15 protein-coding genes are annotated in these 18,107 nt (G+C 68.0%); 11 read left to right on the forward strand and 4 right to left on the reverse strand.

From position 1 onward, the window contains the following. Positions 1-50: 50 nt before the first annotated feature. Positions 51-2,372 (forward strand): immune inhibitor A domain-containing protein, encoded by a 2,322-nt coding sequence (locus ACSZL9_RS12065; RefSeq protein WP_446665736.1) that lies wholly within the window; start codon positions 51-53, stop codon positions 2,370-2,372. A gap of 137 nt (positions 2,373-2,509) precedes the next feature. On the opposite strand, the gene ACSZL9_RS12070 is transcribed toward ACSZL9_RS12065, so the two are convergent. Next, positions 2,510-2,839: an ArsR/SmtB family transcription factor gene (locus ACSZL9_RS12070; protein WP_446665737.1), complete on the reverse strand. Its 330-nt coding sequence runs from the start codon at positions 2,837-2,839 to the stop codon at positions 2,510-2,512. Between the two features lie 4 nt (positions 2,840-2,843). Next, positions 2,844-3,269: an SRPBCC family protein gene (locus tag ACSZL9_RS12075; protein WP_446665738.1), complete on the reverse strand. Its 426-nt coding sequence runs from the start codon at positions 3,267-3,269 to the stop codon at positions 2,844-2,846. Between the two features lie 201 nt (positions 3,270-3,470). Between ACSZL9_RS12075 and ACSZL9_RS12080 the strand changes: the two genes are divergently transcribed. The 9 genes from ACSZL9_RS12080 (at position 3,471) to ACSZL9_RS12120 (ending at position 14,101) form a co-directional block, all read left to right on the forward strand. Next, a complete protein-coding gene (locus ACSZL9_RS12080; protein WP_446665739.1) occupies positions 3,471-4,808 on the forward strand; it encodes a glutamine synthetase family protein in 1,338 nt (445 codons plus the stop codon). Next, complete coding sequence (locus ACSZL9_RS12085) at positions 4,805-7,807, forward strand: bifunctional [glutamine synthetase] adenylyltransferase/[glutamine synthetase]-adenylyl-L-tyrosine phosphorylase (protein WP_446665740.1); 3,003 nt, start codon at positions 4,805-4,807, stop codon at positions 7,805-7,807. Before ACSZL9_RS12080 ends, ACSZL9_RS12085 begins: the two co-directional genes overlap by 4 nt. 69 nt (positions 7,808-7,876) lie before the next feature. After that, positions 7,877-9,223, forward strand: a complete 1,347-nt coding sequence (gene hisD, locus ACSZL9_RS12090) for a histidinol dehydrogenase (RefSeq protein ID WP_446665741.1) — start codon at positions 7,877-7,879, stop codon at positions 9,221-9,223. Beyond that, positions 9,220-10,326: a histidinol-phosphate transaminase gene (locus ACSZL9_RS12095; protein ID WP_446665742.1), complete on the forward strand. Its 1,107-nt coding sequence runs from the start codon at positions 9,220-9,222 to the stop codon at positions 10,324-10,326. Before hisD ends, ACSZL9_RS12095 begins: the two co-directional genes overlap by 4 nt. Before the next feature lie 71 nt (positions 10,327-10,397). Next, positions 10,398-10,997, forward strand: a complete 600-nt coding sequence (gene hisB, locus ACSZL9_RS12100) for an imidazoleglycerol-phosphate dehydratase HisB (RefSeq protein ID WP_446665743.1) — start codon at positions 10,398-10,400, stop codon at positions 10,995-10,997. A 5-nt stretch (positions 10,998-11,002) separates the two neighbouring features. After that, the gene (locus tag ACSZL9_RS12105) at positions 11,003-11,623 is read left to right on the forward strand and encodes a hypothetical protein (RefSeq protein WP_446665744.1); all 621 of its coding nucleotides are present in this window, start codon (positions 11,003-11,005) and stop codon (positions 11,621-11,623) included. Further along, positions 11,620-12,252, forward strand: a complete 633-nt coding sequence (hisH, locus tag ACSZL9_RS12110) for an imidazole glycerol phosphate synthase subunit HisH (protein WP_446665745.1) — start codon at positions 11,620-11,622, stop codon at positions 12,250-12,252. Before ACSZL9_RS12105 ends, hisH begins: the two co-directional genes overlap by 4 nt. Before the next feature lie 344 nt (positions 12,253-12,596). After that, complete coding sequence (gene priA / locus ACSZL9_RS12115; protein WP_446665746.1) at positions 12,597-13,349, forward strand: bifunctional 1-(5-phosphoribosyl)-5-((5-phosphoribosylamino)methylideneamino)imidazole-4-carboxamide isomerase/phosphoribosylanthranilate isomerase PriA; 753 nt, start codon at positions 12,597-12,599, stop codon at positions 13,347-13,349. Beyond that, positions 13,346-14,101, forward strand: coding sequence for an SseB family protein (locus tag ACSZL9_RS12120; RefSeq protein WP_446665747.1), 756 nt, complete (start codon positions 13,346-13,348; stop codon positions 14,099-14,101). Before priA ends, ACSZL9_RS12120 begins: the two co-directional genes overlap by 4 nt. A 134-nt stretch (positions 14,102-14,235) precedes the next feature. On the opposite strand, the gene ACSZL9_RS12125 is transcribed toward ACSZL9_RS12120, so the two are convergent. Continuing rightward, entirely contained in the window at positions 14,236-15,705 is a 1,470-nt protein-coding gene (locus ACSZL9_RS12125; RefSeq protein ID WP_446665748.1) for an MFS transporter, read from the reverse strand. A gap of 100 nt (positions 15,706-15,805) precedes the next feature. On the opposite strand from ACSZL9_RS12125, the gene ACSZL9_RS12130 reads away from it, so the two are divergent. Further along, positions 15,806-16,588, forward strand: a complete 783-nt coding sequence (locus ACSZL9_RS12130) for a TetR/AcrR family transcriptional regulator C-terminal domain-containing protein (RefSeq protein WP_446665749.1) — start codon at positions 15,806-15,808, stop codon at positions 16,586-16,588. A 109-nt stretch (positions 16,589-16,697) separates the two neighbouring features. Here the strand turns inward: ACSZL9_RS12130 and lpdA are convergent, their stop codons facing one another. Continuing rightward, positions 16,698-18,101 carry a dihydrolipoyl dehydrogenase gene (gene lpdA / locus ACSZL9_RS12135; RefSeq protein WP_446665750.1) on the reverse strand — a complete coding sequence of 468 codons (1,404 nt, stop codon included), beginning with the start codon at positions 18,099-18,101 and terminating at the stop codon, positions 16,698-16,700. Positions 18,102-18,107 lie beyond the last annotated feature (6 nt).

The raw sequence follows: 18,107 nt of genomic DNA on the forward strand, positions 1-18,107 counted from the left end.
GCCACCTCTACATCCCCGTTGGAGGCGGTTCATTTTCAGTTGGAGGAACAGTGACAAGACGCGTCTTCAAGACGGTCGCCGGAGCGACGGCATTCGCCGCCACGGCGTCCTTCGCCATCACCGGGCTCACCCAGCCCGCCGATGCGCAGGCGGTGCCCGCGGCCGGACCCGGCATGACCCACCGCTCAGACAATCTGCCCAACCCGCGCGCGGAGCGGCAAGCCGCCGAGCGCCAGGCCGCCGTCAACAAGCTCATCAAGGGCGAGGCGAAGGTCAAGACGATCGATGGCAAGAAGGTCATCGAGCTGCAGGCCCCGGAGTCCGCCGCACAGAGCAAGAAGCGTGGCAAGGGCGCCAAGCCCAAGAAGGGCAAGTACGTCCAGTACGACGCGAACCAGTCGACCAAGATCTTCACGACTCTGGCGGAGTTCGGCGACAAGACGAAGCCGGAGACCGGCGGCAGCGCCGGCCCGCTGCACAACCAGATCCCCAAGCCGGACCGGTCGAAGAACAACTCGACCTACTGGGTCGAGAACTTCGACCAGGCCCACTTCGACGAGCTGTTCAACGGTGACGGCGAGTCGTTCAAGAACTTCTACAAGGACCAGTCGCTGGGTCGTTTCGACGTCTCGACGACGGTGAGCGACTGGGTCAAGGTGCCCTACAACGAGGCTCGCTACGGCCACAACCCGGTGAAGGGTGACGGCACCAGCGAGGCCGAGGGCTACTGGTCGTTCGTCGAGGACTCGCTGACCTCCTGGTACAACAAGCAGATCGAGTCCGGCAAGACCAAGGACGAGATCAAGGAAGAGCTGCAGCAGTTCGACACCTGGGACCGTTACGACTACGACGGTGACGGCGACTTCGACGAGCCCGACGGCTACATCGACCACTACGAGGCGCTGCACGCCGGCGAGGGCGAAGAGGCCGGCGGCGGTGCCGAGGGCGAGGACGCGATCTGGTCGCACCGCTGGGCGGTGCAGACCGGCTACGGCACCACCGGCCCCGCGGGCAACAAGTCCGGCGGCGTGCAGATCGGTGACACCGGCATCTGGGTGTCGGACTACACCACCGAGCCGGAGAACGGCGGGCTCGGCGTCTTCACGCACGAGTTCGGCCACGACCTGGGTCTGCCCGACCTCTACGACACCTCCGGCGGCGGCGACAACACGGTCGGCTTCTGGAGCCTGATGAGCAGCGGCTCGTGGCTGAACCACGGCGAGGACGCCATCGGCACCACGCCCGGCTACATGGACGCGTGGTCCAAGGTCCAGCTCGGCTGGAGCGACGTGCAGACCGTGAAGTTCGGCGACGACACCGAGGTGCACCTCGGCCCGGCGGACATGGACAACCGCAAGGAGCCGCAGGCACTCGCGGTCAGCCTGCCGGACAAGCAGATCACCACCGACTACAACAAGCCGAAGTCCGGCTCCTACGAGTGGTGGAGCGGCAGCGCCGACGACCTCAACACCACGTTGTCCCGCGAGATCGACCTCACCGGTGCGACGTCGGCGTCGGTGTCGGCCGCTGCGTGGTACGACATCGAGCAGGACTACGACTTCCTCTACGGACAGGTCTCGACCGACGGCGGGTCCACCTGGACCAACGTCGGTGACGGTGTCACCGGCACCAACAAGGAGTGGACCACGGTCGACTTCGACCTGGCCCCGTATGTCGGCAAGAAGGTCCTCTTCCGCTTCGCCTACCAGACCGACGGTGGCGTGCACAACGACGGTGCGTTCCTCGACGACCTCGCGGTCACCATCGACGGCACCACCACGACCGATGACGTCGAGTCGACCGAATCCGCATGGACTGCAGATGGTTTCACTCGGATCGACGGCAGTAACACGGTCACGGCGACGCACTACTACCTGGCGGAGTCGCGCCGCTACTCCGGGTATGACGAGACCCTCAAGACTGGTCCCTACAACTTCGGCTTCTCGCCGGAGAAGCCGGACTGGGTCGAGCACTACCCCTACCAGGACGGCCTGCTGGTCTGGTATGTCGACAACGAGTACGAGGACAACAACACCTCGGTGCACCCGGGTCACGGCCTGAACCTGCCGGTCGACGCGCACCCGGTGCCGGTCGTGTGGAAGACCGGTGAGGTCGCCTCCAACCGGATCCAGGCCTACGACTCGACGTTCGGCCTGCACAAGACCGACAAGTTCAAGCTGCACCGCAAGGGCACCACGCTCAACATGCCCAAGAAGGCCGGCATCCGGATGTTCGACGACTCCCGGACGAACGCCTACTGGTCGGCGCAGAACCCGACCGGCTCAGTGCAGGTCGCCGGGACCGGCACGCAGATCATCGTCAAGCACAAGCAGGGCGACGGACTGCTGTTGAACGTCAAGTTCACCAAGTAGCTCCCACACCGGAGCAGCACGTCCACTCTTCACCGAGCGGACACGAAACACACTGAGAGGACACGAAATCCGCGGTCTGAACCGCCGGATTTCGTGTCCTCTCGCTTGTATGTTGTCCGCTCGGTGAAGGGGAGGGATCAGTCGGATGCGTCGTCGGTCGCGGCATCGGACAGGCGCTCCAGCGCGGACGACCAGTAGGCGTCATACCGGTGCACCCACGGGTCGAAGGCGGCGCGCCAGCCGTCGCGGTCGATCTCGTAATGCTGGTTGCGGCCGTCCTTGCGTGCTCGCACCAAGCCGGCCGCGCGCAGTGTCATCAGGTGCTTGGAAATGCCGGAGGCGACCAGGTCCGGGAACTCGGTGGCGAGTTCCCCGACCGTCAGACTGCCCCGCTCGGCGAGCAGGTCGAGCATCCGACGCCGTGTCGCGTCTGCGATCGCGCGAAACGGATCGATGACGTCCGGCATGGGCTCAGGCTGCCACGGTCGAGTCGCGGAGCTGTTCGAGGATCAGGTGCCGCTCGAGACCGCGCTCGTATGCCGCCTCGGTCCGTTCCCAGGTGGGCGTGCCGATGCCGGCGAAGCCGTCATGGGTGAGCGTGACGGTGGTCGCGGAGGCGGTCCCATCCAGCGTGATGGTCAGCCGACCGGGGTGGACCCATCCGGCGTCCTCTTCGAGCCAGGACAGCGCGAAGAGTCGCTCGGGCTCCAACTCCAGGACGACGCCGCTGATCCAGGTCTCGCCGTCGGCGCCCGGCATGCGGTAGGCGCCGCCGCGGCGCAGGTCGATGGTGATGTCGGGCGACAACCACCTGCGCAGGCCGTCCTGGGTGGCGAACTGGCGCCATACGGCGGCTGGGTCGCGGGGGATGGTGAGAGTCTTGGCGACGGTCGGCATGCGAGGCTCCTTTAAGTCTTACCTTTTGGTAATGCATTACTATCAGGTAATGCGTTGGGTGGCAAGACGCTGGCGGAGAGCGCAGCGGCCGAGGGTGAGGCGGGGCCGAGTGCAGCGCGCTTGATCTCGATACGTTCCCCCGCTTCGCTCCTCCACTACTCGATCAGCATGCTTTCGTCTCGGTAGGGCAGGATTGGTGACATGGATCGACAGCAGGAATACGTCCTCCGGACGATCGAGGAGCGCGACATCCGGTTCATCCGGTTGTGGTTCACCGACGTGCTGGGCACGTTGAAATCGGTGGCGGTCGCCCCGGCCGAGCTGGACGGCGCCTTCGCCGAGGGGATCGGCTTCGACGGCAGCTCGATCGAGGGCCTGGCGCGCGTCTACGAGTCGGACATGCTGGTGCTGCCCGATGCCGACACCTTCCAGGTGCTGCCGTGGAGAGGCGAAAACCCAGGCACGGCAAGGATGTTCTGCGACATACGGCTGCCGGACGGCTCGGCGAGCATGGCCGATCCGCGGCACGTGCTGCAGCGGGCGCTGGGCAAGGCTGCCGACAAGGGACTGACGTTCTACACCCACCCGGAGATCGAGTTCTACCTCTTCGAGAAGGACATCAAGCCGGGCATGCCACCGGTGCCGGTCGACAGCTCCGGCTTCTTCGATCACGTGCCGCACGGCACCGGGCACGACTTCCGCCGCTCGGCGATCACCCTGCTGGAGCAGATGGGCATCTCGGTGGAGTTCTCCCATCACGAGGCTGGCCCCGGCCAGAACGAGATCGACCTGCGGTATGCCGACGCGCTGACGACCGCGGACAACATCATGACCTTCCGCACGGTCATCAAGGAGGTGGCGCTGGAGCAGGGCGTCTTCGCGTCCTTCATGCCCAAGCCGTTGGCCGACGCGCCCGGGTCGGGGATGCACACTCACGTGTCGCTCTTCGAGGAGGACCGCAACGCCTTCTTCGAGGCGGGCGCGCCATACCAACTGTCAACAACGGCAAGGCGATTCATCGCCGGCATCCTGCGTCACGCGGGCGAGATCAGTGCCGTCACGAACCAGTGGGTCAACTCCTACAAGCGCATCTGGAGCGGTGCGGAGGCGCCGCCCTACGTCTGCTGGGGGCACAACAACCGCAGCGCGATGGTGCGGGTGCCGATGTACAAACCGTCCAAGGGGCAGAGCTCGCGCATCGAGGTGCGCTCCATCGACTCCTCCGCCAACCCCTACCTCGCGTATGCCGTCGTCCTCGCCGCGGGCATGAAGGGTGTCGAGGAGGGGTACGACCTGCCGCCCGAGGCGGAGGACAACGTCTGGACGCTCACCGACCGTGAGTTGCGCGCCATGGGGATCGAGCCACTGCCGGCGTCGCTGGACCACGCGATCCACCTGATGGAGCACAGCGAGCTGGTCGCCGAGACGCTCGGCGAGCACGTCTTTGACTTCTTCCTGCGTAACAAGCGGGCCGAATGGGCTGCCTACCGCGACCAGGTCACGCAGTACGAGCTGGATCGCTACCTGGGCGTGTTGTGAGCGCCGATTCACCCGGCGTCTCCCGGACGGTTCTGGCGCGCGCCGGGTTCACCGAGGCGGCACGTGCCCAAGGCATGATCGCCGAGTTGCGCCTTCCGCCGGAGCAGGTCGAGCCGGCCATCGCGTCGCTGGCGCAGACCGCGTCACCGGACCACGCCCTGCTCGGGCTGGTGCGGCTCGGCGAGGTGCTCTCGAAGGCTGAGAATGACGCGGTAGCAACACTTTTCGTCGATAACCGAGACGGCTGGGACCGGCTGGTCCGGCTGCTCGGTGCATCGACTGCGCTGACCGACCACCTGGTGCGGCACCCGGAGCACTGGCGCGACGTCGTGGCAGCCGAGGTGCGCGACCGCGAAGCGCTCTACGCATTGCTGACCGAGAGCATCGGCGATGCCAGCGGGATCGAGGCGTATGACGCGCTGCGCGTGGCCTACTTCCGGCAGATGCTGCAGATCGCCGCTGTCGACCTGACCGAGGACCCGGTGGAGCAGTTCCCGGTGATCGCCGAGGCGCTCGCCGAGCTCGCGGGTGCCGCCGTCGAGGCGGCGTTGCGGATCGCGTCCAACACCGTCGAGGGTGCGGAGCGTTGCCGGATGACCGTCATCGGGATGGGCAAGTGCGGTGGACTGGAGCTGAACTACATCAGCGACGTCGACGTCATCTTCGTCGCCGAGCCCGCCGACGGCGTCGACGAGGCCGAAGCCATGGCGATCGGGACGAAGCTGGCGACGGAGCTGATGCGGGCGTGCTCCGACTCGACCGGGGAGGGCTCGTTGTGGCAGGTCGACGCGGCGCTTCGACCCGAGGGCAAGCAAGGGCCGCTGGTGCGGACGGTGGAGTCGCACCGCGCCTATTACGAGCGCTGGGCCAAGACGTGGGAGTTCCAAGCGCTGCTCAAGGCGCGGCCGATCGCCGGTGACGAGCAGGTCGGGGCGGCATACCTCGAGGCGATCCGGCCGATGATCTGGCGGGTGGCCGACCGTGACCACTTCGTCGAGGATGTGCAGGCGATGCGCCGGCGCGTGGAGGACCACGTGCCGCAGGCGGAGGTGGGCCGGCAGCTCAAGCTCGGGCCCGGTGGGCTGCGGGACATCGAGTTCAGCATGCAACTGCTGCAACTCGTGCACGGTCGCACCGACGACCGGTTGCGGCAGCGGGGGACCCTTGCGGCCATGGCCGCGCTTTCCCGCGGCGGCTACGTGGGGCGGGTCGACGCCGACGACCTCGATCAGGCCTACCGGTGGCTGCGGGTGCTGGAGCACCGCATCCAGTTGGCCAGGATGCGGCGCACCCACCTCATCCCGAGCAGCGCCGAGGAGCTGCGTGTGCTCGGTCGGTCGATGGGGCTGAAGGCCGATCCGGAGACCGACGTCGTCAAGCGGTGGAAGGAGCTGGCCAAGCGGGTCCGCCGGCTGCACGAGCGCATCTTCTACCGGCCGCTGCTGTCCGCCGTGGCGAACCTGTCGCGGGACGACGCCCGGCTGACTCCGGAGAGCGCGCAGGATCGCTTCGCGGCGCTGGGTTTCCGCGATGCCAAGGGGGCGGTGCGGCACGTGGAGGCGCTCACCGCGGGGGTCACCCGGCGGGCCGCCATACAACGCACGCTGCTGCCGGTGATGTTGCAGTGGTTCTCCGAGGAGGTCGACCCCGACCTGGGGCTGCTGGCCTTCCGCAAGCTGAGTGACGCGCTCGGCACCACGCACTGGTTCCTGAAGATGCTGCGTGACGAGGGGCGTGCGGCCGAGACACTGGCACGCGCCCTGGCCAGCAGCAGGTATGTCGGGCAGTTGCTGGAGAACGCCCCGTCCGCCGTGCGGGTCTTCGGGTCGACCAACGCGTTGCGACCGCTGACCTGCGACCAGTTGATCACCGTGATGCGTGCGGCGGTCGACCGTCAGCCGATGGACGACGACGCCGCCCTGCTGGCGATCCGCTCCGCCCGCCGCACCGAACTCATCCGGATCGCCGTGGCCGACCTGACCGGCAACCTCGAGCTCGACGCGGTCGAGACCGCGCTCACCGACCTTGCCGCGGCCACTTTGCAGGGCACGCTGGAGCTGGCGATCCGGCACGTGGAGAAGGAAAGTCACACCACGATCTCCACCGGCATCACGATCATCGGCATGGGCCGGCTCGGCGGTGGTGAGATGGCTTACGCCTCGGACGCCGACGTGATGTTCGTGCACGATCCGCTGCCCGGCGCCGACCCGCAGCTCGCGCAGAGCCAGGCCGAGGACGTCGTGACCTTCCTGTCCGGAGGGCTCAGTGCCTCCGGCCCCGACCCCGCCCTCGTCGTCGACGCCGACCTGCGCCCGGAGGGCAAGTCCGGGCCGATCGTGCGCACCCTCGCGTCATACGCGGCCTACTACGAGCGGTGGTCCGAGGGTTGGGAGGCGCAAGCGCTGCTGCGGGCGACACCCATCGCCGGCGACGAGCAGCTGGGCGTCCGGTTCACCGAGCTGGTCGACCCGTTGCGGTGGCCGGAGGGCGGCATCGACGACAAGGCGGTGCGCGCCATACGCCTGCTGAAGGCGCGGATGGAGGCCGAGCGACTGCCGCGCGGCGCCGACGTCCGCACCCACTTCAAGCTGGGCCGCGGCGGACTGTCCGACGTGGAGTGGACCGTCCAGCTCGCCCAGCTGCAACACGCCCACGCCATCCCGGAGTTGCGACACACCGGCACGACCACGCCGTTGCGGGTGATGGCGCAGCACGACCTGATCGACGTGCGCGATGCAGCCAAACTTCGCGAGTCCTGGGCGCTCGCCAGCCGATTGCGCAATGCCTCCGTGCTCTGGCGTGGCCGACCGGTCGACTCGCTGCCCGGCTCGCTCGCCGACGCCGACGGCATCGCGCGGATCATGGGAGCACCGGTGGGGGCAGGGCACGAGCTGTCCGACCGCTACCTGAAGGTCTCGCGGCGGGCCCGGGAAGTCGTGGAGCGGGAGTTCTACGGCACCGAGCCCGGCGACGACCACGACACGGACCCGACACGGTGACGCAGCGCCGTCATTCCGGGGATCGGACGTCTTCGGGGACCGCCAACCCCGCGAACTAGAATCACGCCCGTGATCAACCGCCTTGAGCTGCGTGGTGCTGCCCTGTCCGATCTGGACACCGCCGCCCTGCGCCGCACGCTGCCCCGAGCCGAACTCGACGTGGAAGCCGCACTCGACATCGTGCGTCCGATCTGCGACGAGGTCCATGCCGGCGGCGTGCAGGCGGTGCTGGACCTGGACGAGAAGTTCGACGGTGTGCGGCCTCCCGCGCTGCGGGTGCCGGCCGACGTCATCCAGGCCGCGGTCTACCAGCTGGACCCCGCACTTCGCGACGCGCTCGGCGAGTCGATCCGTCGTGCCCGCATCGTGCACGAGGCCCAACGCCGCACCGACGTGGTGACCCAGGTCGCGCCCGGCGGCACCGTGACCGAGCGGCACGTGCCGGTCGAGCGCGTCGGCCTCTATGTCCCCGGCGGGCAGGCCGTCTACCCCAGCAGCGTCGTCATGAACGTCGTCCCGGCACAGATCGCGGGCGTCGGGTCGCTGGCCGTCGCCAGTCCGCCGCAGCGGTCCAACACCGGTGTGTTCGTGGGCTATCCGGACCCGACCATCCTCGCCGCGTGCGGCTTGCTCGGGGTCGACGAGGTCTTTGCCGTCGGCGGCGCACAGGCCATCGCGATGTTCGCGTATGGCGCCGCGGACGACTCCGGGACAACCGTCTGCGAGCCGGTCAATCTGGTGACCGGGCCGGGCAACGTCTATGTCGCAGCGGCCAAGCGGCTGCTGATGGGCACCATCGGGATCGACGCCGAGGCGGGTCCGACCGAGATCGCGATCCTGGCCGACGAGACCGCCGACCCCGAGCTGGTCGCAGCCGACCTGATCAGTCAGGCCGAGCACGACGAGCTCGCCGCGTCGGTGCTGGTCACCGACAGCGAGGCGCTCGCGACCAAGGTCGAGCAGGCACTGGAGACCCGTGTCGCCGCAACCAAGCACGTGGAGCGGGTGCGCGTCGCGCTCGGCGGGCCGCAGTCGGGCATCGTCCTGGTCGACGGGCTCGACGAGGGCATCCGAGTCGTCGACGCCTACGCCGCCGAGCACCTGGAGATCCAGACTCGTGACGCCTCGGCGGTCGCGGCGCGGATCCGTAATGCCGGCGCCATATTCGTCGGTGACTACGCACCAGTGAGTCTCGGCGACTACGCCGCCGGCTCCAACCACGTGCTGCCGACCGGGGGCTGCGCATGCCACTCCGGCGGCCTGTCCGTGCAGTCCTTCCTGCGCGGCATCCACGTGGTCGACTACTCCCGTGACGCGCTCGCCGAGGTCGCCGACACGGTCGTCACCCTGGCCACGGCCGAAGACCTGCCCGCGCACGGCGCCGCCGTCACGGCACGATTTGACGAACCACGATGAGCACTCTGCAGAGCCTGGTCCGCCCGGAGCTGCGCGGCCAGTCACCGTATGGCGCGCCCCAGCTCGACGTGCCGGTCGCGGTCAACACCAACGAGTCGTCCTACCCCGTGCCGCAGGTCGTGGTCGACCAGATCACGCGCGACGTCACCCGGGCAGCCGCATCGCTCAACCGCTACCCGGACCGCGAATTCGTCCGGTTGCGAGAGCTTTTGGCGGCATACCTGCAACGCACGACCGGCGAGCCCGTGTCCGCGGAGCAGGTCTGGGCCGCCAACGGCTCCAACGAGGTCCTGCAGCACATCGTGCAGGCGTTCGGGGGAGCGGGGCGGACCGCGCTCGGTTTCACCCCGTCGTACTCCATGCACCCGTTGATCAGCGGACGCAACGGCACCACCTGGGTCGACGGGTTGCGCGACGCGGACCCGGAGCAGTTCGACCTCGACGGTGACCTGGCCGTGGCGCAGACACAGGAGCACGACCCCGAGCTGGTCTTCCTGTGCTCGCCCAACAACCCGACGGGCACCGCGCTGGACCTCGACGTCGTCAAGCGCGTGTATGACGCCACGGATCGCGCGATCGTCGTGGTCGACGAGGCCTACACCGAGTTCTCCCGTCCGGGCACACCGAGTGCGGTGTCGCTGCTGCCCGGGCGCGAGCGGCTCGTGGTCAGCCGGACGATGTCCAAGGCATTCGCGTTCGCCGGTGCCCGGCTCGGATATCTCGCTGCAGCAACGGAATTCACCGACCTGTTGCGGCTGGTGCGACTGCCCTACCACCTGTCGTCCGTCACCCAGGCCGTCGCGTGTGCGGCGTTGGAGCACACCGAGCCGATGCTGGCGATGGTCGAGCAGATCAAGACCACCCGCGACGCCCTGGTGGCCGGCTGTCTCGACCTCGGTCTGCACCCGGTGCCGAGCGATGCCAACTTCGTGCTCGTCGGAGGATTCGCGGACGCCGCCGCCACCTGGCAGGCGCTGCTCGACCGCGGTGTGCTGGTCCGCGACGTCGGCATACCGCACCACCTACGCATCACCGCCGGCACGCCCGCCGAGAACGACGCCGTGCTGCACGCATTGAGTGCAGTGACCCGAGGAGAAGACTGATGAGTGACCGTACGAACGACCGGGGTCCCCGCGAAGTATCGGAGCGAGGGACGAGCGGAGAACTTCGTGGGGTGGTCCGCACAGCCCACATCGAGCGAGCGACCAAGGAGAGCCAGGTCGACCTGTCGGTCGACCTGGACGGCACCGGCGAGAGCGAGGTGTCGACCGGCGTCCGCTTCTACGACCACATGCTGGAGAGCTTCGCCAAGCACAGCCTCATCGATCTGCGGGTCAGGGCGACCGGTGACATCGACGTCGACGCGCACCACACCGTCGAGGACACCGCGATCGTCCTCGGGCAGGCGGTTCGTGAGGCGCTCGGCGACAAGAGTGGGATCTCCCGATTCGGTGACGCCACAGTGCCGTTGGACGAAGCACTCGCCCACGCGGTCGTGGATGTCTCGGGGCGCCCCTACGTCGTGCACACCGGCGAGCCGGAGGGCCAGATCTACGCGATGATCGGTGGGACCTACACCGGCTCGCTGACCCAACACGTCCTGGAGAGCTTCGGACACCACGCCGCCATCGCGCTGCACGTGCGACTGCTGGCGGGTCGCGATCCGCACCACATCGTCGAGGCGCAGTTCAAGGCCGTCGCACGAGCGCTGCGCGCCGCGATCGCCCCCGACCCGCGCGTCGTGGGCATCCCGAGTGCGAAGGGAGCGCTGTAGACCGCATGCCTCGTGGCTCATCGCGGAGTTCGGGACTGCTTCTGCTGCACGGAGACGTCAAGACCACCACCGCGTGGCTGCGTCAGGGTGTCGTGCCGTCATACGTCGTGCCGCTGGCCGGCTGGACCGCGGTCGTGCCCGGTGGCCCGGCACAGGCGAGCAGCCCGTATGACGACGCGACGCGGATGTTGCTCGCGCGACGTGTCCCGAGCCGGATGCGTGCGGCGATCGGCTTCTTCCGGCTGGACGAGCGCGGTGTGATCGTGGTGCATCCGCGCGGTTGGCGGGCGATGACCCGGTGGTTGGTCTGGGAGCGCGGCGACGGTGTCTTCGGGCTCCCCGGGTTGCCGCTCGCCCGACCGGGAGACATGGCAATGGCTGCGGGTGTCGTGCCCGAGTCGGTGCGCTCGTTGCGCGAGATCCTGTCCGACCGGACCGCCGTGCTCGACGACGTGCTGGCTGATCTGATGGGCGCATTGGCGTTGCCGGGGGAGCGGTTGCTGAGCGGCAAAGTCAAGGATGCCGAGGGTGCGGCACTCGTCGAGCCGGCAACGAAGGCCGTGGAGCGCTTCTCGCGAGTCACCAAGGAAGACAAAGAGATTCGCACCGAGTTGGAGCAGTTGTGAGCAAGCAGGTGGTCGTGCTCGACTACGGCAGCGGCAATGTCCGCTCGGTCGTGCGCATGCTCGAGCGGGTCGGCGCCGACGTCGCGCTGACCGCCGACCGGCAGGCGGCAGTGCGGGCGGACGGGCTCTACGTGCCCGGGGTCGGGGCGTTCCACGCGTGTGTGGCCGGGCTGCGCAGCGCAGGCGGTGCCGAGATCATCGCCGACCGGATGCGACTTGCGTTGCCGGTCCTCGGGGTGTGCGTCGGTTTCCAGGTGCTCTTCGACGGTTCGACCGAACGCACCGGGCTCTCCGAGCCCCCGCCCGGGCTGGGATATTTCGGCGGTGTCGTCGAACGACTCGAGGCGCCCGTCGTGCCGCACATGGGCTGGTCGCGAGTCGGTGCCGCCGCCGGGTCGCGGCTGCTGGAGGGTGTGCAGGACGAGCGCTTCTACTTCGTTCACTCGTATGCCGCCCGCCGGCTGCTCGAGAGTCGCGCCGGCGGCGATCCGGCCGTGACGACCGCCGAGCACGGCGGCACCTTCGTCGCAGCGGTGGAGGACGGCACGCTGGCCGGCACGCAGTTCCACCCGGAGAAGTCCGGGGACGCAGGCGCGCACCTCGTCGAGAACTGGCTGCACACCCTGTGATGAGAATTCCAAGGTGGTCGAGTAGGACGAGCCGCCGGCCGAGATGACAAACCAAGGTGGTCGAGTAGGGCGAGGCGCTAGCCGAGCGGAAGCCAAGGTGGTCGAGTAGGGCGAGGCGCTAGCCGAGCGGAAGCCAAGGTGGTCGAGTAGGGCGAGGCGCTAGCCGAGCCCGTATCGAGACCACGCATACGTGAGAAGCACGCAATCCGAGGAGAATTCGATGGTTGACCTGACGCCGAGGCTGGAGTTGCTGCCGGCGGTCGATGTGGCCGGCGGACAGGCCGTTCAGCTCNCCGTATCGAGACCACGCATACGTGAGAAGCACGCAATCCGAGGAGAATTCGATGGTTGACCTGACGCCGAGGCTGGAGTTGCTGCCGGCGGTCGATGTGGCCGGCGGACAGGCCGTTCAGCTCGTGCAGGGAGTGGCCGGCACCGGTGGGCAGTTCGGCGACCCGCTCAAGGCCGCGCTGGCCTGGCAGGACACCGGTGCCGAGTGGCTGCACCTGGTCGACCTGGACGCTGCGTTCGGCCGCGGCAGCAACGCCGAGTTGCTCGCCGGCATCGTCGGCAAGCTGGACCTGAAGGTCGAGCTGTCCGGCGGCATACGGGACGAGGAGTCGCTGACCGCTGCACTCGCCACCGGTTGCCGGCGGGTCAATGTCGGTACGGCTGCGCTGGAGGACCCGGAGTGGACCGCCCGGGCGATCGCGGAGCACGGTGACCGGATCGCCGTCGGCCTGGACGTGCGCGGCACGACGCTGGCCGCACGCGGCTGGACGCAGGAGGGCGGTGACCTCTGGGAGACCCTCGAGCGACTCGACCGCGAAGGTTGCGCGCGGTATGTCGTCACCGACGTCGCCAAGGACGGCATGCTGCAAGGTCCGAATATCGCCTTGTTGCAGGACGTTTGCGCGCGGACCGATCGTCCGATCGTCGCGTCCGGTGGAGTGTCGACGCTCGACGACATACGAGCATTGCGTGAGCTCGTGCCGGTCGGGGTCGAGGGTGCGATCGTTGGATCTGCGCTCTACAAGGGGGCATTCGAGCTCGGAGAGGCGCTCGACCTCGCCGGACGACCGGAGCAGGGACAGTGACCACCGGTCCCACGGGCGGCCCGGCCGACAATCCGGCTGACTCAGCGGGGCAGTCCTTCTCTGGCCGGTCGCTGTCCGGGACAGGCTTCGACAACGACGACGGGTCCGTCGACGCGGCGCTGGAGACGGCCCTGCGCGACCCGGCTGACGAGGAGCAGCTGATGACCGCGTTGGCACAGGCTCGGCTGTTGGTGCCGATCGTCGCCGCGCCGACGGAGGTCGACGAGTCCGGCGAGTTGGCGGTGGAGAAGTCGACCGACATGGCGGTCGTGACCCTCACCGCCCCGTCCGGCGAACGCGCGCTGCCGGTTTTCACCGACACCGCTGCGCTGGCCGCGTGGGACGCGGAGGCCAGGCCGTCCCCCGTGCGCGCCGACGTCGCGGCGCAGGCGGCCATCGCCGAGCGCTGCGACGTGATGGTGCTCGACGTCGCCACCCGCTCGCTGGTGCTGCGTCCGAGCATGGTCTGGGCGATCGCCCAGCGCCAGGCCTGGCGGCCGCCGCACCTGGACGAGCATGTGCGGCAAGGCGTTTCGAAGGCCGTTCAGGACGAGCCGGATGTCGCTGACGCGCAGTGCGAGGCTGGTGCCGCACCGGGGGAGTTGCGGGTCGTGCTGTCCGTGCAGCCCGGGCTCACCCAACAGGAGCTGCAGGCTCTCGCCCGACGGGTCGGCGAGCATATCGCCACCGACGGCGAGACGCGGGCCCGCATCGACGGACTCGCCTTCTCGATCCGCACCGCCGACCGCTGACTTCCCTCCACACCGAGAGGACCCCCGATGGTCCAGGGGACCGCCGATGGGGCCGAATTTCGTCCCGAATTGCCGGTCCGGTCGGTGATCGAGGGGCCTCTCGGCGAAGGAGCGGGTGGATCGGCGTACGAAATTCAGTGGGCGGCCGGGAGGTCTTCCCTGGCTCGCTTCGGCAACAGGAACGTCAGGAGAAAGGCCACGGCAATCGCCGCGATGGCCACCCAGCTGGTCACCTGCGTCGCGTGCCCGAAGATGCCCAGGGCGGACCGGGACCGATCGTCCACCTGGCCGAAGAAGACGGTGCCCAGGACTGCCACGCCGAGTGAGCTGCCGATCTGTTGCACCGCTGTCATGGATCCGGAGGCGGAGCCGGACTCGTGGTCCTCCACACCGCTCATGACGATGTCGAAGAAGGGCGTCATCGCCATACCCATGCCGAGACCGATGAGCGCCAGCGCCGGAGCCAGCCGCCATGCGTCGATGGAGTCGCCGGACCAGCCGATGGTGCCGATGAGCACCCCGAGCCCAATGGCCACGATGACGTATCCGACGTGCATCGTGGTCCGGCCGAGTTTGGCGGTGAGCGGTTGGCCGACGCCGAAACCGACGATCATCGCCGCCGCCTGGGGGATGGTTGTCAGGCCTGCCTGCAGCGGCGTGTAGCCGAGGCCGAGTTGCAGGTAAAGGGTGAAGACCAGGGAGGACCCCATCAGTGCACTGAAGAACGCGAGTCCGGTGATGAGTCCGCCGGTGAAGGCTCGCTTGCCGAACAGCGACGGCACGACGAGCGTCGACCGGTGTGCGCGGTCCCGGGAACGCTCGAGCAGCCCGAAGCCGCAGAAGGCGGCGAGCCCGGCAGCAATCATGACGAAACACCAGATGGGCCAGTCGTGTTCGCGTCCCTGGACCAGGGGATAGACGAGCAGGAACATTCCGGCTCCGGCGAGCAGCACACCTGGCACGTCCAGCCGCAGGGTGCGGTCCGGCCGGTTCGTGGGTAGGTAGCGCATCGCACCGATGAGGCCGACGATGCCGATCGGGATGTTGATCGCGAAGATCGCCCGCCAGCCGAGCCCGAGCAGATCGGCGTCGATGAGCCAGCCGGCAAGGATCGGACCCCCGACGGCACCGATCCCCATGATCGGCCCGAACGCACCGAACGCCTTGGTGCGTTCCTCCGGCGGGAACATCTCGTTGATGATGCCGAGGCCCTGCGGCAGCAAGGTCGCGCCCAGCAGTCCCTGCAGCACGCGGAAGCCGATGAGCATCGTGGGATCCTGGGCAGCCGCGCAGAGCAGCGAGAAGAAGGTGAAGCCGGCCATCCCGATGAGGAACATCCGCTTGCGGCCGAACATGTCGCCGAGCCGACCGCCGAAGAGCAGTCCCGCGGCCATCGCGAGGGTGTAGCCGGCCGACAGCCACTGAATGGTCTCGCCGCCACCGCCGAGATCCCGTGTGATGGTCGGCCCGGCAATGCTGGTGACCAGCGAATCCAGCAGATCCATGACCTCCGCGGCCAGGACGACGAGAAGTGCGATCCATCGCCACCGATAGGCCGGTGGCTGTTGATCGGTTGTCCCCGGTGAGGCAGCTTGCACGGTCATGAGCCACCACCCTTTCGAGAGTGCGTGAACGAACAGCGTTCGTGAATGGGCGAACACTGTTCTACGCGCGAACGATGTTCGTGTCAAGTACAGTGTTCGTATGACGACGGACGAGTGGCCGATCGCCCCGTGGCGACAGACCCGCAAGCGTCCCGCGAGGTCGGCCCGGGCGGCGCTCAGCCGGGAAACGATCGTGGCCAAGGCGCTGGAGATCATCGACGCGGAGGGCGTCGACGCGGTGAGCATGCGGCGGGTCGCAACCGAGCTCGGCACCGGGCCGGCCAGCCTCTATGCGTACGTCTCCGGCAAGGACGAGTTGCTGTCGGCAACCTACGAGCTCGCGCTGACGGAGGTGGAAAATCCGGATCCGGATCAGCCATGGCAGGACATGCTGCGTCAATTTGCCTGGGGGATGTATCAATTGCTGCGGCGGCACCGTGATCTGGCGAAGCTGAGCTTCGCCGACATTCCCACGGGCCAGCGCGCCCTGGATGGTGTCGAGGCGATGCTGGCGGCCATGATCGGTCAGGGAGTCTCACCGCAGGACGCGACCTGGCTGTTCGACAGGCTCGCTCTCTACATCGGCGCAGATGCGCTGGAGGGGCATCTGCTGCGCGAGCGGTTCAACGCGTATGACGCCGAGGCCGCCGAGCAGGCCGGGACGGAATGGGTCGCGCAGATCCGCGAATATTTCCAGAAACTGCCGGCCGACCGCTATCCGGCGATCACAGCCAACCTGGACGTGATGATGCTCGGGGACAGTGAGCAGCGCTTCGGGTTCGGGGTCGATCTGCTGATCGCAGGCGTCGAGGCACGCAATTCCGACTCGGTGAAGTCAGCGGGGCCGGCCAGGAAGCGCACGCAGCGCCCGAAGCGCCAATGACCCAGCGCCCAGAGGACCGCGGACGATCGAGCGGACCGGCGATTCGAGCCTGAATGGGCCGGAATCGCCGGTCCGCTCGATGAAAGAGGGTCCTCTCGGGGGAGACGGGTCAGAGGTTGATCATGTGGCCGGCGATGCCTTCGACGGCTTCCTTCATCGCCTCGGACAACGTCGGGTGTGCGAAGACGTTGCGGGCGACCTCGTCCGCAGTCAGGTCCCACTTCTGGGCCAGCGTCAGCGCGGGTAGCAACTCGGTGACCTCGGGCCCGATGAGGTGCCCGCCGATGATCTCGTTGTGCTCGGCGTCGGCCACGATCTTCACGAAGCCGGCCGTCTCAGCCATACCGCGGGCCTTGCCGTTGGCCGAGAAGGGGAACGACGCAGTCTTGACGTCATACCCCTTGTCCTTGGCCTGCTGCTCGGAGTAGCCGAAGGACGCGATCTGCGGCTGGCAGAACGTCGCCCGCGGGATCATGTCGAAGTCGATCTCGATGGTCTCGGCACCGCCGATCGTCTCGGCGGCAACTACGCCCATCGCCTCGGCAGTGTGCGCGAGCATCAGCTTGCCGGTGACGTCACCGATGGCGTAGACGCCATCGACGTTGGTGCGGCCGCGCTCGTCGACGGCGATCGCGCCGCGGTCGGTCGTGGCGACGCCGGTCGCCTCCAGGCCGTAGCCGTCCAGGCGGGGGGCGAAGCCGATCGCCTGCAGCACCTTTTCGGTCTCCAGCACAGTGGACTCGCCGCCCGCGGCGGGGGAGACGGTGACCTTGACCGGGCCGGACCCGGAGTCCTCGATCTGCTCGACCTTGGTCGAGAGCATGACCTTGACGCCGAGCTTCTTGTAGTGCCGCAGCAGCTCCTTGGACACATCGGCGTCCTCGGTCGGGACCATGCGGTCCAGGAACTCCACGATCGTCACGTCGACGCCGTAATTGGCCAGGACGTAAGCGAATTCGACGCCGATGGCGCCCGAGCCGGCGATCACGATCGACTTCGGGAGCTGCTCGGTGAGGATCTGCTCCTCGTAGGTCACGACGTTGTCGGACAGCTTCGTGCCCGGCACCAGCCGAGTGGTCGCACCGGTCGCGATGATGACGTTGTCCGCAGTGACCGTCTCGCTCTCACCGGAGGTCAGCTGCACCTGGATGGTGTGTGCGTCGGTGAAGGTGCCGACGCCCTCGAGCTCGGTGATCTTGTTCTTCTTCATCAGGTAGTGCACGCCCTTGGCGCTGGCGTCCGCCACGCCGCGGCTGCGCTTCCATGCCGCGCCGAAGTCCATCGACACCTCACCGGAGATGCCGTAGGTCTTGGCCTCCTTGGTCAGGATGTGCGAGATCTCCGCATTGCGCAGCAGCGCCTTGGAGGGGATGCACCCCACGTTGAGACACACACCGCCCCAATACTGCTTCTCGATGATGGCGGTCTTGAGGCCGAGTTGGCTCGCGCGGATCGCTGCGACATACCCACCGGGGCCTGCACCGAGGACGACGACGTCAAAGTGTTGTGCCACGCCTGG

The organism is Flexivirga sp. B27 (assembly GCF_052905685.1).